Origin of the sequence: Mycobacterium sp. shizuoka-1 (genome assembly GCF_002723835.1) — a bacterium.
Taxonomy (GTDB): Bacteria; Actinomycetota; Actinomycetes; order Mycobacteriales; family Mycobacteriaceae; genus Mycobacterium.
The window spans coordinates 189,149-210,127 of record NZ_BEWG01000020.1 but is presented as its reverse complement, the minus strand read 5'-3'; the positions used below and the strand labels follow the sequence as shown (position 1 = coordinate 210,127).

The 20,979-nt window shown below is 68.1% G+C and carries 18 protein-coding genes; 13 read left to right on the top strand and 5 right to left on the bottom strand.

Going from position 1 to position 20,979, the window contains the following annotated elements:
• Positions 1 to 260 precede the first annotated feature (260 nt).
• Positions 261 to 1,073 carry an alpha/beta fold hydrolase gene (locus MSZK_RS06280; RefSeq protein ID WP_199203217.1) on the top strand — a complete coding sequence of 271 codons (813 nt, stop codon included), beginning with the start codon at positions 261 to 263 and terminating at the stop codon, positions 1,071 to 1,073.
• Here the strand turns inward: MSZK_RS06280 and MSZK_RS06275 are convergent.
• Genes MSZK_RS06275 through mdlC form a run of 3 tightly spaced genes read right to left on the bottom strand, consistent with a single transcriptional unit; the run spans position 1,063 to position 4,936 of the window.
• Positions 1,063 to 2,916: an FAD-binding oxidoreductase gene (locus MSZK_RS06275; protein WP_099245916.1), complete on the bottom strand. Its 1,854-nt coding sequence runs from the start codon at positions 2,914 to 2,916 to the stop codon at positions 1,063 to 1,065. The two genes, MSZK_RS06280 and MSZK_RS06275, sit on opposite strands and share 11 nt — an antisense overlap.
• Positions 2,909 to 3,316: a tautomerase family protein gene (locus MSZK_RS06270; RefSeq protein ID WP_099245914.1), complete on the bottom strand. Its 408-nt coding sequence runs from the start codon at positions 3,314 to 3,316 to the stop codon at positions 2,909 to 2,911. The genes MSZK_RS06275 and MSZK_RS06270 overlap by 8 nt, the downstream gene beginning before the upstream one ends.
• 3 nt (positions 3,317 to 3,319) lie before the next feature.
• Positions 3,320 to 4,936 (bottom strand): benzoylformate decarboxylase, encoded by a 1,617-nt coding sequence (gene mdlC, locus MSZK_RS06265; RefSeq protein WP_099245912.1) that lies wholly within the window; start codon positions 4,934 to 4,936, stop codon positions 3,320 to 3,322.
• Between the two features lie 179 nt (positions 4,937 to 5,115).
• Here mdlC and MSZK_RS06260 point away from each other — a divergent pair, with 179 nt between their 5' ends.
• Entirely contained in the window at positions 5,116 to 7,863 is a 2,748-nt protein-coding gene (locus MSZK_RS06260; RefSeq protein ID WP_099245971.1) for a LuxR family transcriptional regulator, read from the top strand.
• 13 nt (positions 7,864 to 7,876) lie between these two features.
• On the opposite strand, the gene MSZK_RS06255 is transcribed toward MSZK_RS06260, so the two are convergent.
• Complete coding sequence (locus MSZK_RS06255; RefSeq protein ID WP_099245969.1) at positions 7,877 to 10,177, bottom strand: ATP-dependent DNA ligase; 2,301 nt, start codon at positions 10,175 to 10,177, stop codon at positions 7,877 to 7,879.
• A 41-nt stretch (positions 10,178 to 10,218) separates the two neighbouring features.
• Here MSZK_RS06255 and MSZK_RS06250 point away from each other — a divergent pair, with 41 nt between their 5' ends.
• From MSZK_RS06250 to MSZK_RS06205, 10 genes are all read left to right on the top strand, one after another.
• A complete protein-coding gene (locus MSZK_RS06250; RefSeq protein WP_099245910.1) occupies positions 10,219 to 10,437 on the top strand; it encodes a hypothetical protein in 219 nt (72 codons plus the stop codon).
• Positions 10,438 to 10,472: 35 nt separating this feature from the next.
• Positions 10,473 to 11,399 carry a Ku protein gene (locus MSZK_RS06245; protein ID WP_099245908.1) on the top strand — a complete coding sequence of 309 codons (927 nt, stop codon included), beginning with the start codon at positions 10,473 to 10,475 and terminating at the stop codon, positions 11,397 to 11,399.
• A gap of 132 nt (positions 11,400 to 11,531) precedes the next feature.
• On the top strand, positions 11,532 to 12,323 hold the full coding sequence (locus tag MSZK_RS06240; protein WP_099245906.1) for an SDR family oxidoreductase: 792 nt from the start codon (positions 11,532 to 11,534) through the stop codon (positions 12,321 to 12,323).
• An 8-nt stretch (positions 12,324 to 12,331) separates the two neighbouring features.
• Positions 12,332 to 13,408, top strand: coding sequence for a diacylglycerol kinase (locus tag MSZK_RS06235; protein WP_099245904.1), 1,077 nt, complete (start codon positions 12,332 to 12,334; stop codon positions 13,406 to 13,408).
• A gap of 25 nt (positions 13,409 to 13,433) precedes the next feature.
• Positions 13,434 to 13,754, top strand: coding sequence for a hypothetical protein (locus MSZK_RS06230; protein ID WP_099245902.1), 321 nt, complete (start codon positions 13,434 to 13,436; stop codon positions 13,752 to 13,754).
• Positions 13,735 to 14,028 carry a hypothetical protein gene (locus tag MSZK_RS06225; RefSeq protein WP_233211137.1) on the top strand — a complete coding sequence of 98 codons (294 nt, stop codon included), beginning with the start codon at positions 13,735 to 13,737 and terminating at the stop codon, positions 14,026 to 14,028. Before MSZK_RS06230 ends, MSZK_RS06225 begins: the two co-directional genes overlap by 20 nt.
• A 54-nt stretch (positions 14,029 to 14,082) precedes the next feature.
• Positions 14,083 to 15,300 carry an Nramp family divalent metal transporter gene (locus tag MSZK_RS06220; protein WP_099245900.1) on the top strand — a complete coding sequence of 406 codons (1,218 nt, stop codon included), beginning with the start codon at positions 14,083 to 14,085 and terminating at the stop codon, positions 15,298 to 15,300.
• A 2-nt stretch (positions 15,301 to 15,302) separates the two neighbouring features.
• Complete coding sequence (locus MSZK_RS06215) at positions 15,303 to 16,355, top strand: poly-gamma-glutamate hydrolase family protein (RefSeq protein ID WP_099245965.1); 1,053 nt, start codon at positions 15,303 to 15,305, stop codon at positions 16,353 to 16,355.
• A gap of 86 nt (positions 16,356 to 16,441) precedes the next feature.
• Positions 16,442 to 17,533, top strand: a complete 1,092-nt coding sequence (locus MSZK_RS06210) for a phenazine antibiotic biosynthesis protein (protein WP_099245898.1) — start codon at positions 16,442 to 16,444, stop codon at positions 17,531 to 17,533.
• Positions 17,534 to 17,535: 2 nt separating this feature from the next.
• The gene (locus MSZK_RS06205; RefSeq protein ID WP_099245896.1) at positions 17,536 to 18,897 is read left to right on the top strand and encodes an aldehyde dehydrogenase family protein; all 1,362 of its coding nucleotides are present in this window, start codon (positions 17,536 to 17,538) and stop codon (positions 18,895 to 18,897) included.
• Here MSZK_RS06205 and MSZK_RS06200 read toward each other — a convergent pair.
• A complete protein-coding gene (locus MSZK_RS06200; protein ID WP_233211136.1) occupies positions 18,890 to 19,981 on the bottom strand; it encodes a glutamate--cysteine ligase in 1,092 nt (363 codons plus the stop codon). The genes MSZK_RS06205 and MSZK_RS06200 overlap by 8 nt on opposite strands.
• 113 nt (positions 19,982 to 20,094) lie before the next feature.
• On the opposite strand from MSZK_RS06200, the gene MSZK_RS06195 reads away from it, so the two are divergent.
• Positions 20,095 to 20,928 (top strand): LLM class F420-dependent oxidoreductase, encoded by an 834-nt coding sequence (locus MSZK_RS06195; RefSeq protein ID WP_099245893.1) that lies wholly within the window; start codon positions 20,095 to 20,097, stop codon positions 20,926 to 20,928.
• Positions 20,929 to 20,979: the final 51 nt, after the last annotated feature.

Here is a 20,979-nt window from a genome sequence, read left to right as displayed (position 1 = left end):
CTCCCCAACGGCCAGACCGAATGGATCCCCCCACCCGACCTACCCATGCTGCGCGGCGGCACCAACACCTACCACCACCCCGAACGACTGCTGGAGACCGACAGCGACCCACCGCGCGACGAAGACGGCGCCGCCTAGCTGTCTTGACCCGGTGCCGAGAGCCCCATACCGTGACCGGGTGGCGACGTTGGCCACACGGCGGCTTCAGGAGCCCGCAGGCACGGCATCGCTATTTGACCACCTACGACGAGCTCCGGTCGTTGAGCCCCACACCGGACGTCGTCCACGACATTCCCACCGAATTCGGCACTGTTCGGGTGTACCAGCACGGGCCGGATGGCGGTGTCCCCATCGTCTTGATCCACGGCTTTTTCCTGACATCGGCCATGTGGTGGGCGCAGATTGGCGATCTGTCACGGGATTTCACTGTCTACGCGATCGACATGCTGGGGCAGCCGGGAGCCGGCATCCAGACGACATCACTGCCCACTCCCGCGGACGCCGCACGCAATGTCGATGCGGTCCTGGCCGAACTTGGCCTGAGCGCTGTCCACCTGGTCGCGCACTCCTACGGCGGCTGGCTGGCAACCCACACGGCGGCCGAAACACCTCACCGGCTGGCCAGTCTGACGCTGATCGATCCCGCGCACACCGTGGTGCGGCTGTCCGCCCGGTTCTGGCGAACCCTCGCACTGCTGTTGACGCGTCCAGGATCCGCGCGGGCGGTCCGAGCAGCGGCGTGGGTGACGGGCCACCCCGTGCCCGGCAGTGCCATCGACATGCTCACCGACCTGTTCGTGACCGGATTCGCCTGTTTCGCAACGCCGTTGCACACCCCGCCGCTGCGCTTTCACGGTGACCCGCTGCTGCGGTCGGTCGACCTCCCGGTCCAGGTGCTGCTGGCGGGCACGTCGATCCACAATTCGGGCAAGGCGATCAGCCGAATCGAATCGGCGGTACCGGGATGGCGCTACCGGCTGTGGCCACAGGCCTCACACGCGCTGCCTGCCGAAGCCCCGACCGAGGTGAACGAGTGCATCCGCAGCTTCGTCACGGAGGCGCTCACGCCCTGACGGAGACTTTGAAGATCAGGGCCCGCAACGCGCCGAAGGCACCGTGCGCACTGATGTACAGCCGTTTCGTGTCATATCCGGCAACGTCTTTCATGGTCTCCGCGCCGAACCGAGCCGGGGCCTGCCCGTCGATCACCGTGACGTCGGCACCAAGCAGAGCGTGCCTCACGTGATCACGTTCGGCACCGGCGGCGGTGGCCACGACCTCGCCGACAGTCCGCGTCCCACCGACCGACGGAATCGCCGCGCAGGTGACACCACGCTGGTCGAGGAAGCGATTCACCGACTCGATGGTGGCATCGGCGCCGACGACCAGGCTGAGATTGCCGAGGTTGATCGTGATCTCGGTGTTGTCTCCGGTCGTCAGCGCCGCGTCCGGATCAGGTGTCAGAGTGCCGTCGAGGGCGGCCCGAACGGCGGTCCCGAACGCGTTGACGTCCGGCTCGTCGGCAGACGGCTCGGGCAGCATCACCCCGGGGTTCAGCAGCCCTCCGGGATCGAAGGCCCGCTTGATCGACCGTTGTGCGGCAATCTCCACCGGGGTGAAGCGCTTGGTCATGAACGGAATCTTCTCGGTTCCGACTCCGTGCTCGCCGGTGATGGTGCCGCCTAATGTCAATGCAGCCGCGATGATCTCGTTGTTCGCTGCTTCTAGCGCGGCCGCGGCCAGCGGGTTGTCCTTGTCGTAGAACGTCGTCGGGTGCAGATCGCCGTCGCCGGCGTGGCCGCACACCGCGATGAACAACAAGCCGTCGCGGTGGCGCTCGGCGGTGGCCTGGATGGCTTGCTGCATCTCGGGGATCCGATCCCGGGGCACGGTGACATCGCCGATGAAGAAGCCTTTGCCGCTCTGCACCACCGAGTTGGGAGCGTTGAGGCGGCCGAACCACAGAGCGGCGCGGTCCTCATCGGTCTCGGCGATGCGCACTTCGGTGGCCTGCTCGCGCAATACCCGTTCCACGACCGCCTGATCCCGGGCAACCTCGGCGGCGGTGCCGTCGACGTCGATGAGAACGATGGAATCGGCATCGAGCGGATAGCCCGTGTCGTAGAACTGCTGCAGCCCAGCGATTCCCGCCCGGTCCAGCCACTCCACCGCCGCCGGCACCACACCGGTGGCGATGATTGCGGCGATGGTGTCGGCCGCCGTGCGGGCGGTGGCGAAGGCGCCCATCAGGCTATGCGTGACCTCGGCGACCGGCCGCAAGGCGACCGTGGTTTCGGTGACGACGCCCAGAGTTCCCTCCGAGCCGATCAGCAGACCGAGGAGGTCAGGCCCCTCGTCGTCGGCGCGGAAGGTCGCCGTCGACCCGTCCGGCAGGACGACGTCGGCGCTGAGGATGTGGTTGTAGGTGACGCCGTACTTCAACGCGTGTGGCCCGCCGGCATTCTCGATGATGTTGCCCGCCACGGTAGCCAGGTGTGCCGAGACGGGGTCGGGTGAGAAGCACAGACCGTGGGGCGCCAGCGCCGCCTGCAGGTCGGAGTTGATCACCCCGGGCTCGACACGGGCGCAGTGGTTTTCTGGGTCGATGTCCAGAATCTGATCCAGTCCGGACAGGTCGAGCAGGACACGCCCCGCGCTCGGCATCATTCCGCCCGAACAGTTCGATGCCCCGCCGCGCGGCACGATTGCCACCTTGTGTCGAGCGGCGAGCTTTATGATCGGGGCAATGTCGCCGCGGCCGTGCGGGCGCAGCAGCAGGTCGGCCACTCCACCGACGCCCCAGTAATCGCGGCCGCGATGGGCCAGTAGTTCCTTGTCGGTGGTCACGTCGCCGTAGGCAGCGGCCGCCACGGCGAAGGACTCGATCGGTGAAGTAGGCGGGGGCATCTCAGTCATCGTCCTTCTGTTCTTTCAACCAGGCTTCTTCTTCCCCCGGCGCGGGCAATACCCGACCACCTTCGATGGCGAAATGTGCAGGGCTGTTCTGGATGACGACGAGCACCTGCTTGGCCGGGATGCCGGTGACCCGGGTTGCCGCAGCGGCAATCTCGGCCACGAGTTGGCTGCTCTGGGCTTCGGGATGGCCGGTACGAACCCAGCCGTTGATCAGAAGTGGCTGGGCAGGTTTGCCGTCGGTGTAGACGTCGTCGGAAGCCAATTCGTGGAACACGACATTGACGTACGTGCCGGGCACGTGGTTGATCATCGAGTGGATCCGGGTCAGTTCCCCTGCCAGCTCAGCCTTGGTGTCGGCGCTCAGCGTCGAGCGCACTGTCGTGCACGTGTAGACGGGCATCGGTCAGCCCAGGAATGGCAGTTGCGGCACGGTGGGCACAACCAGAACGGTGGGCCCGTCGGCGGCCAGTGCCGCCTCGAACTCCCGGACGAGCTCCTCGGTGCCGCCGACCGTAGCCGTTCGGCACCCGAAACCCGTTGCCAGCGAACCGATATCGAGGTCGGGCAAATCCATTCCGGGGACGTTGGGAGTCTTCTCCAGCAGCGCAAAGGACTTCAAGACGCAGTACTCGCCGTTGCGCTGGACCACAAATACGATGGGCAGCTTGTGCTGCGCAGCCGTCCAGATGGCCTGTATCGAATATTGGAACGACCCGTCGCCGATGGACGCGACGATGGTCCGCTTCACCCCGCGCGCCCGGTCGCCGAGCGCGATGCCCACCGCCGCCGGAACTCCCCACCCGATTCCGCCGCTTCCGGTGGCGAAGAAGCTCCCGGGCCGCCGGGTGGGCCACCACGTGATCAGGTCCGCCAGCGTGGAGGTCGACTCCATCACGACCGCGGCATCGTCGGGTTTGACCGAACTGAGCACCGCATAGACGTCGTTGGGCAGCAAGGGCGCCGATGCAACGGGCAGCTCGGCGGCGCGGTCCCTGCTCAATCCCGGCGGAGCCGTCCGGCCGTCGGGAACCTCGACGAGGTCCAGCAGCTGTTCGAGCACGCTGCCCATGTCGCCGAGCAGGCTGTCGCCCACCGGCGCGGTTGCCGCGAGGTGCGGATCGGCGGTGACATGCAGCACGGCGGTGCCCTCGGGCACGTAATCGCCCGCGACGAACGGGTAGTAGCGGAACACCTGCGCGCCGATCACGATGACCACGTCGTACCCGCTCAGTGCCTCGCTGACCCCGGCGATGGTCAGCGGCAGCGGACCGCCGTACAACGGGTGGTCTTCGGGGAACGAGCATCTGTCCGAGAGCGCGCTGCCGCGCACCGGTGCCCGCAGTTTCTCCGCGAACGCGACACCGGCGTCCCAGGCGCCTGCGCGATCCACCTCGGGACCGAGCACCAGCAGCGGCCGTTCCGCCCGGCTGATCCGCGCGGCGAACTCGCGCAGGCGTTCGGCGTCGGGTTGCACCCGGCGGCTGACCGTGCGGACGACGGCCGGGCCCAGGGCCGGCTTGTTCCAGTCGTCGAGAGGGATGGACAGGAACACCGGGCCGGCCGGCGGCTGCGTCGCCACCGCGTAGGCGCGCATGAATGCGGCGGGCACATCCTCTGCGCGTGCCGGCTCGTAGGCCCACTTGACCCATGGCTGCGGCATGACCGTCGGATCAGGGTTGTTCAGATACGGGTCGCACAACGACATCTCGCGGGTCTGCTGGCCGGCGGTGATGATCAGCGGCGTGTTGGCCCGATAGGCCGCGACCAGGCTGCCCATCGCGTTGCCGGTGCCGGCTGCGGTGTGCAGATTGACCAGAGCGGGCCGGCCGGTGGACTGGGCGAAGCCGTCGGCCATCGCCAGCACCGAAGCCTCCTGCAGGCCGAGCACATAGGTGAAGTCGTCCGGAAAATCCTGGAGAAACGTCTGTTCGGTGGACCCGGGATTACCGAACATCGTGGTCAATCCGAGCGCGCGAAGCAGGTCATAGGTCGCCTCGTGGACAGTTGTGGTGCTGGTCATCGGATGACCCCTTCGTCGGTCACGTGCGGGCGGTCGATGCACAGATCACACACTCCGGTGATGCCCCACCGCCCCCGTGAAAACCACGGGGGCGCACGAAACCGGTGCCACCCCCGTACGGCGGCGACAATTTCCAGCTTCAGTCGCTGCGGCATCGCCGGCATGCCAAGATCACCGGCATGAGCAGGGGTGCTCTCATCGGCCGGCAGGCCGAACAACAGCAGCTCGTCGAGCTGTGCGATCGCGCCAGAGCCGGCCACAGCGGTGTTCTCGTCGTCGACGGCGAGGCCGGTATCGGCAAGACGGCACTGCTCGCCGACCTGGTCGCGACGGTCGACGGCGGACTTCGCGTCATCCGCATCAGCGGCGCCGAATCGGAAATGGAGCTCGCGTACGCCGGTGTGGCGCAGTTGTGCCGCCCGATCCTCGCCCACATCGATCGGCTGCCCGACCCGCAGAAGAACGCTCTGCGGGCGGCATTGGGCCTGCGCGACGATGCCGCGCCGGATCGGCTGCTGGTGAGTTTGGCGGTGCTCACGTTGCTCGGCGACGCCGGCGCCGAACGCCCAACCGTCTGCATCATCGACGACGCACAGTGGGTCGACCGCGCCTCGCTGCAGGCGCTCACCTTCACCGCCCGCCGGCTTCTCGCCGACCCCGTGCTGATGATCTTCGCCACCCGCACCGAGTTGGCTCCCCACGAGCTGACGGGTCTGCCCGACCTTCATCTGACCAGGCTCGCCCACGCCCACGCCAGCACGCTGCTCGCCGACGTCATACCCGGTCAGTTGGACGAGGCTGTCCGCGAGAACATTCTCGCCGAAGCAGATGGAAATCCGTTGGCCCTGCTCGAGCTTCGCCATTCGATGGCACCCGCGGCGCTGGCCGGCGGTTACGGACTCACGGCCGCGACATCGGTCACGCGCCGGATCGATCGAGAATACGACCAGCGGCTCGATGGGCTGCCGCCCGCAACCCGGAGCCTGCTGCTCGTTGCCGCCGCGGAGCCCACCGGCGAACCGACATGGTTGTGGGCTGCCGCCGCCCGCCTGGGCCTCGGTGCCGACGTGGGCGTGCCCGCCGAACACAGCGGCCTGATCACGATCGGATCCCGCTTGCGCTTTCGTCATCCCCTGGTTCGGTCTGCCGTCTACCGCAACGCGTCTCCGTCGCAACGGCGGCACGTCCATGCCGTGCTCGCCGACGTGGTGGCGGGCCCGGGGGCCGAGGAGCACCGCGCCTGGCATCGGGCGCACGCCACGAGTGCACCCGATGAGACTGTCGCCGTCGAACTCGTCCAGTCCGCCGAGCGAGCCCGCCGTCGCGGCGGCGTTGCCGCCGCCGCGGCGTTCCTTGCGAATGCGGTTGAGTTGACGCCCGATCCCGCCCGGCGGGCCGAGCGGGCGCTGGACGCGGCACTGCTCAAGCTGGACGCAGGTGATCTGGAGTCCGCGACCCGGCTGCTTGGGACTGCCAGGGGCGTCGGGGACGAATTACTCAGCGCAAGAATGGATCTCCTACGCGCCAAGATCGCCTTCGCCGCCCAGCGTGGCCGAGACGCACCCCCGTTGCTGCTGGCTGCGGCGGAGAAGCTGGGCCCACTGGATCCGCTGCTGGCCCGCCGAACCTATCTCGACGCACTGACGGCGGCGATGATCGTCGGCCGTCTTTCCACCGATAAGCAGGCGTCCGCGGCAGCGATCGCCACGGCCGCGCGCCAGGCTCCGCCTCCGCCCGGTCCGGCGACGGCGGCCGACCTTTTCCTCGACGGGATCGTGTGCCGACTGACCGAAGGTCATGGCGCCGCCGCCCCGCTACTGCAGCGGGCCATCAGCGAGTACCTGAAGGAGGACGAAGCCGGTGTCGCCGATCCGCGATCGCACGACCTCACCCTGCGCGTCCTGCTCGATCTGTTCGATCAGGACACCTACGACACACTCAACGCCCGTCAGGTCGAACTCCTACGTGCTGCAGGGGAATTGACGGTTCTGCCCGCCGCACTGACCACGTACGCGGGAGCCTGTGTCACCTCCGGCGACTTTGCGCAGGCCGCGAATCTGCTCGAGCAGTCCGAAGCGATCTCCACCGCGACTGGCGCACCGCCGCACCGTTCCATCCAGACCTATCTCGCCGCGTGCCGCGGCGACGAAGAACAGGCCGAACAACTCGCTCAGGCCACGATTGCGGACGCGACCGCGCGTGGCGAAGGCAGCGAGATCACCGTCGTTCTCTTCTCGTTGGCGATTCTGCACAACGGCCTCGGGCAGCATGACAAAGCGTTGACCGCCTGCGCATCGGCCCTGGAATACGACGATGTCGGCATGTACGGCCACCTGCTCAACGAGATGGTCGAGGCTGCCGCCCGGTCCGGCCAGTCGAGCATCGCCGAGACAGCCGCCGCGAACCTGATCGAGCGGGCCGAGGCGACCGGAACGCCAACCGCACGCGGATACGCGGCGCGAGCCAGGGCGCTCACGGCCGGCGGCGGCGACGCCGAGCACGACTATCGGGTTGCGATTGCAGAACTGGCGCGCTCACCGCTGAAGGTGATGACCGCTCGCACCCACCTCCTCTTGGGCGAGTGGTTGCGCCGCGCCAACCGCCGAGCCCAAGCACGCGATGAGCTACGCATCGCTCATGGAATGTTCCGGGACATGGGTGCTGACGGCCTGGCCGAGCGGGCGCTGCGGGAACTGCAAGCCGCCGGCGAGTCGGTCCGGAATGAACGAATCGACCGGGCTGCAACGGCATTGACCACACAAGAGAGCTACATCGCCAGACTGGCGGGAGACGGTTACAGCAACTCCGAGATCGCCAGCCATCTGTTCATCAGTCCGCGCACGGTCGAATGGCACCTCAGCAACATCTTCGCCAAACTGGGGGTATCGTCGCGCCGCGAACTCAGGCGACCCCGCGAACCACGCTAGCGCCCAGCCTGACTCAGCCTTCCCGCTCCACCACCACATCCGACGGCACCTTGTCGGGGCGCAGACCACGCCAACTCGGGTGCCGCAGCCGGCCGTCCGACGTCCATTCGCCGTAGCGCACCTCGCCCACCAGTTCCGGGCGCAGGTACGTCACGCCCTTGGCGTCGAGTTTGGGAAGCGGTGCGGCGAAGGGGGATTCCTCGGTGTGCAACGGCGCAAAGGTCTTCTTGAGCCGGGCCAGCTCCTTGTCGGAGAAACCGGTGCCGACCCGGCCGACGAACCGCAGTCCGCCATCGTCGGGAATGCCGAGCAACAGCGCCCCGATGCCGCCGGCGCGCCCGCCGTTGCCCGTACGCCAGCCACCGATCACCACCTCCTGGGTGTTCCAGTTCTTGTCCTTGATCCACGCCGCCGAACGCCGGCCGGGCTGATACGTCGAGTCCCACTTCTTGGCGACGACACCTTCCCACTTCTTCTTGCGGGAGTAATCCAACGCGTCCGGACCGTCACCGTCGAGTAGCGGTGGCACGATCAATTCCGTTCCCTCGGCCAATGTTTCGAGGACCTTCCGGCGATCGCGGTATTTCGCCTTCAACAACGAGCGGCCGTCGAGTCGCAGGATGTCGAACGCCCAGAACTCGATCCTGGTGGCACGCACCCGATTCTGCATCTCACCGAAGCTCGGCACGCCGTCGGAATCCAGGGCGACCACCTCGCCGTCCAGGATCACCTCGTGCTCGGCGAGCTCGGCGGCCAGCGACTGCAACTGCGGATAATCGGCGGTGAGATCGCGTCCGCTGCGGGACTGCAGCCGCATCTGACCGTGGTCGATCTCCACCAGCAACCGGTAGCCGTCGAACTTGCCCTCGAAGCCGTACTGCGCTCCGGTGAGTTTCTCGACCGAGCCGAGGGTGGCCAGCATCGGCGAATAGTCCTGCAGCCGCGGCGCGGGTTGCTCCTTCATCCGGTGCGCCAGCCACTGGTCGCCGTTCGTCTGGATCAGCGCATACCGTCCCGAGATCCGCTGCCCATGCAGGTCGACGATCACCTCACCGCCCTTGGCCGGACCGTCCGGGGCGCGATCCCGGAACTTCTCCGCCTCGTAGGTGCCGGAGTCCCAGATGATCACCTTTCCGCCGCCGTACTCCCCCTTGGGGATGGTCCCCTCGAACGTCGCGTACTCCAGCGGGTGGTCCTCGGTGTGTACGGCGAGGTGGTTGACGGCCGGGGTGTCGGGCAGGTTCTTGGGCACTGCCCAGGACACCAATACCCCGTCATGCTCCAACCGGAAGTCGTAGTGCAACCGCCGCGCGTGATGCTCCTGGATGACGAACGTGTTGTTCTCCCCGACCGCGGGTGTGGCTGCGGGCACCGGCTCGGGGGTCTTGCCCGCGTCGCGCATGCTGCGATACGTCGTCAGCCGGTCGCGCGGTGGGACGTCAGTGTCCAAAGCGGCCAGCAGATCGCCGTGCTCGGCCACCCGATCCAGGACTTCGTGGTACTCCAGGTGGCGCAATTCGGGATCGCCGATCTCGTCCCACGTTCGTGGCGCGGCCACCGTCGGGGTCTGCCGCCCGCGCAGCGAGTAGGGGGCGATCGTGGTCTTGGACCCGTTGTTCTGGCTCCAGTCCACAAACACCTTGCCCGCCCGCAGACTCTTGGTCATCGTCGCGGTGACCAGTGTGGGCATGCTCTGCTCCAGCTGCTGGGCCACCCGCCGGGCCAGTACCACCGCCCCGTTGCTGCTGACCGGATCGGCCAGCGGGGCGTACAGATGCAACCCCTTGCTTCCGCTGGTGAGCGGATAGACCGTCAACCCGATGTCGTCCATCAACTCGCGGACCGCGTTGGCAACCTCGCACAGCTGCGGCATGGTCACGCCCTCGCCAGGGTCCAGGTCGAACACCAAACGCGTTGCCGGGCCAGGTTTTCCATCGGGAGTGAATCGCCATTGCGGCACATGCACTTCCAGCGACGCCTGCTGGGCGATCCAGGCCAGCCCGGTCGAGCTGTCGATGATGGGATAGGTGGTGGCACCCGAGCGGTGCACCACCGTCGCACGATCCAGCCAGCCCGGCGCCGAACTGGCCAGCTGCTTTTCGAAGAAGGCCGGCTCATCAACCCCGTTGGGCCAGCGTTTGCGGGTGACCGGGCGGCCGGCGATGTGCGGCAGCATCACCTCGGCGATCGTGGTGTAGTAGGCGAACACATCGGCCTTGGTGGTTCCGGTCGCGGGGTAGAGCACCTTGTCGGCGTTGGTCAGCGCAACGCGCGGTCCCCTCGTCGCGCCCGGGGGCCACACGTCATTCACCATCACAACGTATTACCCACTGCTACCGTGGACCAGTGACCAAAATGCTGGTGGCCGCCGTGCTGGCGCTGCCCGCGTTGATCGGCGCGCCTGCCGCGGGTGCCGATCCAGAAGATCACGTCCCCTACTGTTCGGCCGGCCAGGACCCCGTCAACAGCAACTGCCGGCCAGCACCCAATCAGGAGAACAGCGGTGGCGGTGCGCCAGGGGCCAACCCCGACCTGCCGACCGGGGTGAATCCGGGCGTCGCGCCGGCCGTCTGACTCAGAATCTGGGTTCAGGCCTGCATACTGGACAGATGCGTTCCATCTGGAAAGGCTCGATCGCATTCGGTCTGGTGAACGTCCCCGTCAAGGTGTACAGCGCCACCGAGGACCACGATCTGAAGTTCCATCAGGTGCACGCCAAGGACAACGGCCGCATCCGCTACAAGCGCGTCTGCGAGGTGTGCGGTGAAGTGGTCGAATTCCGCGACATCGCCAAGGCCTACGAGTCCGACGACGGCCAGACCGTGGTGATCACCGACGACGACATCGCCACCCTGCCCGAGGAACGCAGTCACGAGATCGAGGTGGTCCAGTTCGTTCCGGCCAGCGAGATCGACCCGCTGATGTATGACCGCAGCTACTTCCTCGAGCCGGACGGAAAATCGTCGAAGTCCTATGTGCTGCTGGCCAAGACGCTCGCCGACACCGATCGGGTGGCGATCGTGCACTTCGCTCTGCGCAACAAGACCCGGCTGGCGGCGCTGCGGGTCAAGGACTTCTCCAAGCGCGACGTGATGGTGGTGCACACCCTGCTGTGGCCCGACGAGATCCGCGATCCCGATTTCCCGGTCCTCGACAAAGAAGTGGAGATCAAGCCCGCCGAGCTGAAGATGGCCGGGCAGGTCGTCGACTCGATGGCCGACGACTTCCATCCCGAGCAGTTCCACGACACGTATCAGGAACAGCTGCGCGAACTCGTCGAAGCCAAGCTCGAGGGCGGCGAGGCGTTCACCACCGAAGAGCAGCCGGCCGAGCTGGACCAGACCGAGGACGTCTCGGATCTGCTGGCCAAGCTCGAAGCCAGCGTGAAACGGCGGCGCGGTGAGGCGGGCGGCTCGGACGACGCGGCATCCGCCGCGAAGGCGCCCGCCAAGAAGGCGCCGGCCAAGAAGACGGCCGCGAAGAAAGCGCCGGCCAAGAAGGCGGCCGCGAAGAAGGCACCCGCCAAGAAGGGCTGACCTTTCTGCGGATTTTCGTCGAATCTTCGAACTCGGCACCAAAATAGAACGTGTTTCAGTTACGTTCCGGATGGAGCGTTAACAGCCTTAGTGGTCTTGTTACGGTGTTCGCCGACAAGGGAAGAGAGACACGTGATACTCGACAAGTTCAGACTTGACGGTCAAGTTGCAGTGGTCACCGGTGCCGGTCGCGGTCTGGGCGCGGCGATCGCCGTGGCCTTTGCCGAAGTCGGCGCCGACGTCGTGATCGGCTCACGTACCCAGTCCGAGTTGGAGTCGGTCGCCCAGCAGATCGAGGGGGTCGGCCGGCGCGCCCACATCGTCGTCGGCGATCTCGCGCACCCGGAGACGACGGCCGCGCTGGCCGGCACCGCGGTCGACGCATTCGGCAAGCTGGACATCGTCGTGAACAACGTCGGCGGCTCCATGCCCAACGCGTTGATGACCACCAGCGTCAAAGACATGAAGGATGCGTTCACGTTCAACGTGTTGACCGCACACGCCCTGACCCTGGCGGCGGCGCCGCTGATGATCGAGCACTCCGGCGGCGGCAACATCATCAACATCACCTCGACCATGGGCCGGCTGGCCGGTCGTGGTTTCGCCGCATACAGCACCGCCAAGGCGGCGCTGGCGCATTACACCCGGCTCACCGCGTTGGACCTGTGCCCGAAGATCCGGGTCAACGCCATCGCACCGGGATCGATCCTGACCTCGGCGCTGGAGATCGTGGCCTCCAACGACGAACTGCGCGACCCGATGGAGAAGGCGACGCCGATGCGCAGGCTCGGCGATCCGCTCGACATCGCCGCCGCCGCGGTGTATCTCGCCTCGCCCGCCGCCAGCTATCTCACCGGCAAGATGCTCGAGGTCGACGGCGGCCTCATCGTGCCCAACCTCGACCTTCCGATTCCCGACCTGTAAGGAGCACCATGCCCATCCGCGTCGCACAGATCGGCACCGGCAATGTCGGTGTCCACGCGCTCAAGGCATTGATCACCAACCCGGAATTCGAGCTCACCGGGGTGTGGGTCTCCTCTGACGCCAAAGCCGGCAAGGACGCCGCCGAGCTGGTCGGGCTGGACGGCACCACCGGTGTCACGGCCACCACCGACCTCGACGAGGTGCTGGCGGCCAAACCGCAGTGCGTGGTCTACAACGCGCTGGCCGACCACCGACTGCCCGAGGCGCTGGAGGATTACCGGCGCATCCTGGCCGCCGGGGTCAACGTCGTCGGCAGCGGGCCGGTGTTCCTGCAGTGGCCGTGGCAGGTGATTCCCGACGAAATGATCCAACCGCTGGAAGATGCCGCACAACAGGGCAATTCGAGTCTGTTCGTCAACGGCATCGACCCGGGGTTCGCCAACGACCTGCTACCGCTGGCGCTGGCCGGCACCTGCCAGAACATTCAGCAGATCCGCTGCATGGAGATCCTCGACTACGCCACCTACGACAGCGCCACGGTGATGTTCGACGTGATGGGCTTCGGCAAGCCGATGGACGAGATTCCGATGCTGCTGCAGCCCGGCGTGCTGAGCTTGGCCTGGGGCTCGGTGATCCGGCAGATCGCGGCGGGCCTTGGCGTGGAACTCGACGGCATCGAAGACCTCTACGTGCGCGAGCCCGCGCCCGAGGACATCGAGATCGCGGCAGGCACCATCGCCAAAGGCACCGCCGCTGGACTTCGGTTCGAGGTGATCGGACTGGTCGGCGGTGCCCCGGTGATCGTCGTCGAACACGTCACCCGCCTGCGCGACGACCTGTTCCCCGAGTGGCCCCAGCCGGCCCAGCCCGGCGGCAACTACCGGATCGAGATCACCGGCGAACCGTCCTACGCCATGGATCTGTGCCTGAGCTCACCCAATGGCGACCACAATCACGCCGGCCTGGTGGCCACCGCGATGCGTCTCGTCAACGCCATCCCGTCGGTGGTGGCCGCCCCGGCGGGGATCCGCACGACGATCGACTTGCCGTTCGTCACTGGCAAAGGGCTGTACGCTGCTGGGTAGGGGAACTGCCAGGAAGGGAATACCGATGCGGCACAGGCTCCGCTATGCGTGTGCGTTGCTCGTCGCCGCGGGCGCGGCCGCCGGTGCGCCGGCTCCGGCCGCCGGAGCCGACACGACGTTGATCACCCCGTCGGGCCCAAGCTGTGTCGACACCGGGGGCAGCTCGGTGATCGGTGGCCAGACCACCGAATGCGCCACCCCCGGCAACGTGCAGCTCAACTCGACGCCCGAAGTCCCCGAGGATTTTGCCTATCCCTGGGGCGACGAGTTCTTTGGTCCCGCACTGATTTTCGGTGGCCCAGGCCCCGCAGGCGGCGGTGGGGCCCATGGCGGCGGAGGCCGCTGAGCTCGAGATCGCGGCCACAAAGGAGGCCACCATGGTTACCAAGATTGTTCTCGGCGCTCCGATTGTGCTCGCGGTCGCGGCAGTCATCGCGGCCGCACCGGCCGCGGCCCGCCCCGCGCAATGCACCGACACCGGTCCCAGCACCACAGTCTGCGAAACCCCCGGGCATGCGGCGATTGTCACCTCGCCCAACCCGGCTTTGCAGAACCCGCTGGCCGGCTGGGGCTTCGGCGGCTTCGGCATCGGCCTCGGCGGCGTGTTCATCGGTTTGTGAAGTTTCGGGTACCCTAACTTTCTTGTTGGTGTCCCCGGATAGAAGGCTCGTGGTGTGACACAGGTCCTCCGTCGGCCGGGCTGGTATCTGCTCGGTCCGGCCTTTGTCGCGGCCATCGCCTACGTGGACCCCGGCAACGTCGCGGCCAACATCAGCGCCGGCGCCCAGTTCGGCTTCCTGCTGGTGTGGGTGATCGTGATGGCCAACGCGATGGCGGGGCTGGTGCAATACCTGTCGGCGAAGTTGGGCCTGGTCACCGGCCGCACACTGCCCGAAGCGGTCCGCGACCACACCCGCACCCCCAGCCGCATCGGCTACTGGATCCAAGCCGAGTTGGTCGCGATCGCCACCGACCTCGCCGAGGTGGTCGGTGGTGCGATCGCACTGCGGCTGCTGTTCGATCTGCCGCTGTTGGCTGGCGGGGTGATCACCGGCGTGGTGTCGCTGCTGCTGCTGGCGGTACAGGACCGGCGCGGCCAGCGGGTCTTCGAGCGGGTGATCACCGGCCTGCTGGGGGTGATCGCGGTCGGCTTTCTGGCCAGCCTGTTCGTCAAGGCGCCGCCGGCGGCTGACGTGGTGGGCGGCCTCGTCCCCCGCTTCGACGGCCCGGAAAGCGTCCTGCTCGCGACCGCCATGCTCGGCGCGACAGTGATGCCGCACGCGGTCTACCTGCATTCCGGGCTTGCCCGCGACCGGCACGGCCACCCGGCGGCGGGCGCCCCTCGCACCCGATTGCTGCGGGCCACCCGCTGGGACGTGGGCATCGCCATGCTGATCGCCGGCGCGGTCAACCTGTCGATGCTGCTGATCGCGGCGACCAATCTGCAAGGCCTCGGCGACACCGACTCGATCGAGGGCGCCCACGCCGCAGTCCGCGACACCCTCGGCCCCGCGGTGGCACTGCTGTTCGCGATCGGGCTACTGGCGTCGGGGCTGGCGTCGACCTCCGTCGGAGCCTATGCGGGCGCCATGATCATGCAGGGCTTGCTGCGCAAGACCTTCCCGCTGCTGGTGCGCCGGCTGGTCACCCTGATTCCCGCGCTCGTGGTGCTCGCGATCGGGATCGACCCGAGCCGCGCGCTGGTGATCTCCCAGGTCGTACTGTCCTTCGGGATCCCGTTCGCCCTGATACCGCTCATCAGGCTGACCGGCAATCCCACGCTGATGGGGGCCGACGCGAACAGCCGTCTGACCACCATCCTCGGCTGGTCCGTCGCCGCGGTGATTACGCTGCTGAACGTGGTTCTCATCTATCTCACGCTCGCCCACTAGTGATGAGGCACCCGTATTTCGCCTACGGGTCGAACCTCTGCGTGCAGCAGATGGCCCGGCGCTGTCCCGGGGCCGCCGACCCGCGGCCGGCGACCCTGGCCGACCACGACTGGCTGATCAACGAGCGCGGTGTCGCCACCGTCGAGCCCTTCGCCGGCAGTGAAGTCCACGGGGTGCTGTGGTGGCTGACCGACCACGACCTGGCCACCCTGGACAGCGCCGAAGGGGTGCCGGTGCGCTATCGCCGCGACCGGCTCACGGTGCACACCGCCGACGGCCCGGCGCCGGCCTGGGTGTACATCGACCACCGGACCGAACCCGGTCCACCCCGGCCCGGCTATCTGGAGCGCATCATCGACGGCGCGCTGCACCACGGCCTGCCCGCGCGCTGGGTGGAGTTCCTGCGCCGCTGGGACCCGACCCACTGGCCGCGACCACTGGCATCGAACGGCACTGGGCCGCAATCGCTTTCCGAACTCCTCGCCGATCCGGCGATCGTCGAGGTGAGCCGGCTGCGGTCGCGGTTCGGGTTCCTCGCCATCCATGGCGGCGGACTGGAGCAGATGACCGACGTGATCGCCGAACGGGCCGCCGACGCGGCGGGCGCCTCGCTGTATGTGCTGCGCCACCCGCAGGACTATCCGCATCACCTGCCGTCGGCACGCTACCTCGGTGCCGAATCCGCCCGGCTGGCCGCATTTCTGGACCACGTCGACGTGGCGGTGTCGGTGCACGGGTACGGGCGCATCGGGCGCAGTACCGAGCTGCTGGCCGGCGGCGGCAACCGGGCATTGGCCCGCCACCTCGCCGCCACCATCGACGTTCCCGGCTACCGGGTGATCACCGATCTGGGTGACATCCCCGCCGAACTGCGCGGCCTGCATCCGGACAACCCGGTCAACCAGCCGCGCGCGGGCGGGGCGCAGCTGGAGCTGCCGACCCGGGTGCGGGGCATCAGCCCGCGCAGCCAGCCCGCGCAGGCCGATGGGCTCTCGCCCGCCACCTCGGCCCTCGTGCGGGGGTTGGCCGCGGCGGCCCGGTCCTGGTCCGGCTAGCGGGAACACGAACTCCTGCAGACGAATCGGTTAACGTCAGCCCCGTCCGCGAACACCGGCACGGACGCTGCTGGAGGATCCCCTGTGTGGCCGACGTCGACTTCGCCCTGCTGGATCTGCCGCGCGCGGCTCCCCCAGCCGATCAGGAGGCGTACCTGCGCGCGGCGATCGCCTGGCACTTCGGCCCCGACACCGGCTCGCCGTACTGGTTGCGCATCGCCGCCGGCCTCGACTTCGACCCGCTGACCGAGGTCCGGACCTTCGCCGACCTGCGCCGGTTCCCCAACCTGGTCAACGAGTTACGGCGCACCCGGGCCGAGGACCTGATTCCGCGTGGCTACGGGTCACCGCCGCCGGTCCCGCTGATCTTCGAATCGGGCGGCAGCACAGGCGCACCCAAGCGGACGGTGCAGCTGCCCGATTGGGTGGCCCAGGTCGCCGACTGGCAGACCGAGGATTTCCGTCGCGCCGGGTTCGTCGCCGGTCGCGCGTTTCTGTGCCTGATGCCCAGCGGCCCGCACGGGGTGGGCTACTTCTCCCGGGTGGTGTCGGCGCGGCTGGGGTCGATCTGCCACACCGTCGACCTCGACCCGCGGTGGGTCAAGGCACTGGTGGCCCGTGGCGCGGCGGCGGAGATGTCGGCGTACCTGCGCCACCTCCTGCAGCAGGCCGACCACGTCCTGCGCAGCCAGGAGATCGTCAACCTGCACACCACGCCGCCGCTGCTGGATGCGATCGCCCGCGACGACACTCTCGCCGGGTTGGTCGGTGACACGGTCCGCTTCATCCTGCTCAGCGGCGCGCACGTGGATCTCGACACCCTCGACGTGCTGCGCGATGTCTTTCCCGCCGCCACCATCGCCATGGTGTTCGGCAGCACGATGATCCTGTCGCAGGCCCAGACCCGGATCGTCGGCGAGACCGCCGTGTTCGATCCGCGCAGCCCCTACATCGTGTTCCGGGTGGTCGATCCCGACACCGGCGGCCAGGTCGAGTACGGCAAACGCGGCCAGGTGGTGATGAACCACATCAGCAAGGGCATGTTCATCCCGAACAACCTCGAACGAGACAGCGCGATCCGGTTGCCCGGCCCGGCCGGGCAGATCGGTGACTCGGTCGCCGAGGTCGCACCGGTCGCCACGCTCGACGGCGAGCCGGTGATCGAAGGCGTGTATTGACCGTGATCGAGCTGCCCGCATTGAGCGGATCCGGCGAATACCGCTCCCGCAAAAGAGAAGTCATCGCCGACGCCGCGGGCGCGCCGATGGCCAAGCTCAGCGTCGCGCCGCCACTGTTCATCGCCCGGGCGATGGCGGCCCAACGCAAGTCCGCGCCGCTGCCCACCGATCAGCGAAAAGCACTGCTGGACAGGGCCGCCGGGGCGTTCGTCGAGTCGACGGCTGCCGGGCTGGACTTCGAGTCCTACGTCCGGGCGACCAGCCGGGTCTCCGGTCTGCCGGTCGCGGTCGCCCGCGCGCAGGCCCGGGAGGTCAGCCAAGCCGTCGCCTGCACGTTCGACGCCGTAGCGCCGGCCCGCCCGGTCGCGGCGGCGCCGCATTGGCGCTCGGTGCAGCCTGGCACCGGACGCGCGATCTGGTCGCGGCGCGGCGAGTTGTTCGGTGTGCACGCCTCCGGCAACGCGCCCGGCGTGCACGGACTGTGGCCGCAGGCGCTGGCGCTGGGGTACCGGGTTGCGATCCGCCCGTCGCGCCGTGAACCCTTCACCGCACATCGGCTGGTGACCGCGTTGCGGGAGGCCGGTTTTCGCGACCAGGACGTACTGTACCTGCCCACCGACCACAGTGGGGCGGACGACATCGTCGCCGCGGCCGACCTGGCGTTGGTGTACGGCGGCGCCGACGTCGCAGCCAAGTACGGTGGCGATCCGGCTGTGCACGTCAACGGCCCGGGCCGGACCAAGATCCTGCTCACCGCCGAACAGGACTGGCGCGAGCACCTCGACGTGATCGTCGATTCGATTGCCCGCCTGGGCGGGATGGCGTGTGTCAACACCACCGCTGTTCTCGTCGAGGGGGACCCGGCGCCGCTCGCCGGCGCGATCGCCGAACGGCTCAGCGCCATCGAAGTGCTGGCGCCCGAGGACGAGCGCGCGATCCTGCCCGCCCAGTCGATCGCCTCCGCGCGGGCTCTCGCCACCTTCCTCGCCACGCGCGCGAAGGGCACGACCGCCGTATTGGGCGCCGACCAGATGGTGGCCGACCTGGGCGACGGCCGGGCCGTGCTACGACCGGCCGTGCATCTGCTGGCCGACCTCGACGCCGAGCAGCTCAACACCGAGCTGGCCTTTCCGTGTGTCTGGATCGCCGGCTGGAATCGCGCCGACGGCGTTGGGCCGCTGCGGAATTCACTGGTGGTCACCGCGATCACCGACGACGACACCCTGGTCGGCGACCTGATCGACGAGCCCACAATCGCCAACGTCTACCACGGCCCGGTGCCCACCTACCACACGGCGCAGGAGCTGCCACACGATGGATTCCTGGCCGAGTTCCTGATGCGCACCAAGGGATTCGTCAAGTGAGCGTCGCCTCGGCGGCAACGGCGAGGACGTCGTCGATCTGATGGCGTTCCCGCCAGGCGGCCCGCTGCCGCATGGCACCGTTGCCCTCCCGCAGCAGCCGGGCCAGTTCGGCATGCACCCATTCGTCGTCGCCGAGTTCGACCAGCGCCGGGCGTAGCACCTGCAGCCAGTGGCCCAGCACGGCCGACGTGGGGGCGCTTGCCCAGCCCTGTGTCACGTCGAGCGCCTGACCGTCCAAGCCGTCGTGCGCCGCTTTCCACGAGGCGGCACGCACCAGGTGATCGTCGATCCTGGGCATGGGTTCACCGGCCCGCTCGGCGGCCAGCGCCGTCATCACCGCGGCGCGGGTCAGCGTGGCCAGTAGCACGGTCTCGGCCGCCGTGGCCGGCACGTCGGCGACCCTGACCTCGACGGTCGGGAACTTCGTGGACGGGCGCACGTCCCAATAGACCATCCCGTCGTCGAGCATGGCCCCCGAGTCGAGCATCATCGCGACGACGTCGTCGTAGTGTTCGGCCGACTCGAAATGCGGTGGCGGTCCGGCACTGGGCCACCGGCCCCACAACACACTGCGCCAACTCGCGTGCCCGCTGTCGGCGTTGCGGTAGATCGCCGAGTTGGCGGTCAGCGCCAGCAGCAACGGCAGCCACGGCCGCAGCCGGTTGCCAACGGCGATCGCAGCGGCGCGGTCGGGCACCTCGACGTGCACATGACATCCGCAGATGCCCTGCTCATGGGCGATCATGCCGAACTGGCGGCCGATCGCGCGGTAGCGCTCGGTGTCGGTGATCGGGAAGCTCGGTGGCACCGTCGGCGGCAGGCCGACGGCCAGCAGTTGCGCACCCGCCTGCCCGGCGGCCTCGGCTGCGACCTGACGCAATCGGGTGATTTGTTGGCGCAGCTGCGAACTGGTCTCCGCCACCTCGGTGGCGGTCTCGACCTGGCAGGTGGTCAGCTCCAGTTGCAGGTCGACGCCGCGGGCGGCGGCGTGCTTGGCCACGTCGGCGTTGCGGGCAACCGGTTCACCGGTGCTGGGATCGACGAGGAGGAACTCCTCCTCCACGCCGACGCTGGGCAGATTCACGGTCCACAGGGATGCCCGCGCGGGGCCGGCGTCAAACTCGGGCGTCGGCACCCGGTGCCACCGACCGGGACCGATCCTGTCGATGCGCCGGGATCCGGCCATAGCATGCCGAGATGGTCAAAGATTTTCGCTTCGGCATCGGCGTGCGATCGGTCAAGTCGGCGCCGAAGCTGCGCGACACGGTGCGGCGGTTCGAGGACCTGGGTTTCGACGTCCTGCACGTGCCGGATCATCTCGGCCGCTTCGGGGTGCCGGCGCCGTTCCCCACCATGGTGGCCGCGGCGGAGTATTCGAAGACGATGCGGGTGGGGACCTTCGTGATCAACGCGGCGTTCTACAAGCCGGCGATCCTGGCCCGCGACGCGATCGCCGTCGATGTCCTGAGCGAGGGCCGGCTCGATCTCGGCCTGGGCACCGGATATGTGCGAGAGGAGTTCGAGGCCGCCGAGATGCCGTATCCGAGCGCCGGCGAACGCGTCGACCACCTGCGGCACACCACCAGATATCTCAAGGAGACCGCGCCGTCGATTCCGATCCTGATCGCGGGCAACGGTGACCGCGTGCTGCGGATCGCCGCCCAGTACGCCGACATCATCGGCCTGACCGGCGGCGGGGTGCCCGAGTATCCCGGCCACGACCCGCTGGCCGAGCGCATCGACTTCGTCCGCGACGCGGCCGGCGAGCGGTTCGCCGACCTCGAGCTCAACATCGCGATCACCGGGGTGCCCACCGATGCGTCCGGCATCCCGGACCTGGCCCTGACTCGCGGCTACGCACCTGATGCCACCGAGGAGCAGCTGCTGGCGCTGCCGACCGTGCTGTCCGGCACCCCGCGCGATATCGCCGACACACTGCGCGCCCGCCGAGACGCCTACGGCATCACCTACTTCACCGTGCAGGACTATCACGCCGAATATTTCGCGAAGGTCATCGCCGAACTCCGCTGAGGGGTTTGTGCAGCCGCGAGTCGGGCAATGGCTTCAACCACACAGGCACCC

Excerpts from the sequence above, each read along its gene's own strand:
- MSZK_RS06275 (WP_099245916.1), bottom strand. The coding sequence starts at position 2,916 with ATGACTGAGATGCCCCCGCCTACTTCACCGATCGAGTCCTTCGCCGTG.
- MSZK_RS06270 (WP_099245914.1), bottom strand. The coding sequence starts at position 3,316 with ATGCCCGTCTACACGTGCACGACAGTGCGCTCGACGCTGAGCGCCGAC.
- mdlC (WP_099245912.1), bottom strand. The coding sequence starts at position 4,936 with ATGACCAGCACCACAACTGTCCACGAGGCGACCTATGACCTGCTTCGC.
- MSZK_RS06260 (WP_099245971.1), top strand. The coding sequence starts at position 5,116 with ATGAGCAGGGGTGCTCTCATCGGCCGGCAGGCCGAACAACAGCAGCTC.
- MSZK_RS06255 (WP_099245969.1), bottom strand. The coding sequence starts at position 10,177 with ATGGTGAATGACGTGTGGCCCCCGGGCGCGACGAGGGGACCGCGCGTT.
- MSZK_RS06250 (WP_099245910.1), top strand. The coding sequence starts at position 10,219 with ATGCTGGTGGCCGCCGTGCTGGCGCTGCCCGCGTTGATCGGCGCGCCT.
- MSZK_RS06245 (WP_099245908.1), top strand. The coding sequence starts at position 10,473 with ATGCGTTCCATCTGGAAAGGCTCGATCGCATTCGGTCTGGTGAACGTC.
- MSZK_RS06235 (WP_099245904.1), top strand. The coding sequence starts at position 12,332 with ATGCCCATCCGCGTCGCACAGATCGGCACCGGCAATGTCGGTGTCCAC.
- MSZK_RS06230 (WP_099245902.1), top strand. The coding sequence starts at position 13,434 with ATGCGGCACAGGCTCCGCTATGCGTGTGCGTTGCTCGTCGCCGCGGGC.
- MSZK_RS06225 (WP_233211137.1), top strand. The coding sequence starts at position 13,735 with ATGGCGGCGGAGGCCGCTGAGCTCGAGATCGCGGCCACAAAGGAGGCC.
- MSZK_RS06215 (WP_099245965.1), top strand. The coding sequence starts at position 15,303 with ATGAGGCACCCGTATTTCGCCTACGGGTCGAACCTCTGCGTGCAGCAG.
- MSZK_RS06195 (WP_099245893.1), top strand. The coding sequence starts at position 20,095 with ATGGTCAAAGATTTTCGCTTCGGCATCGGCGTGCGATCGGTCAAGTCG.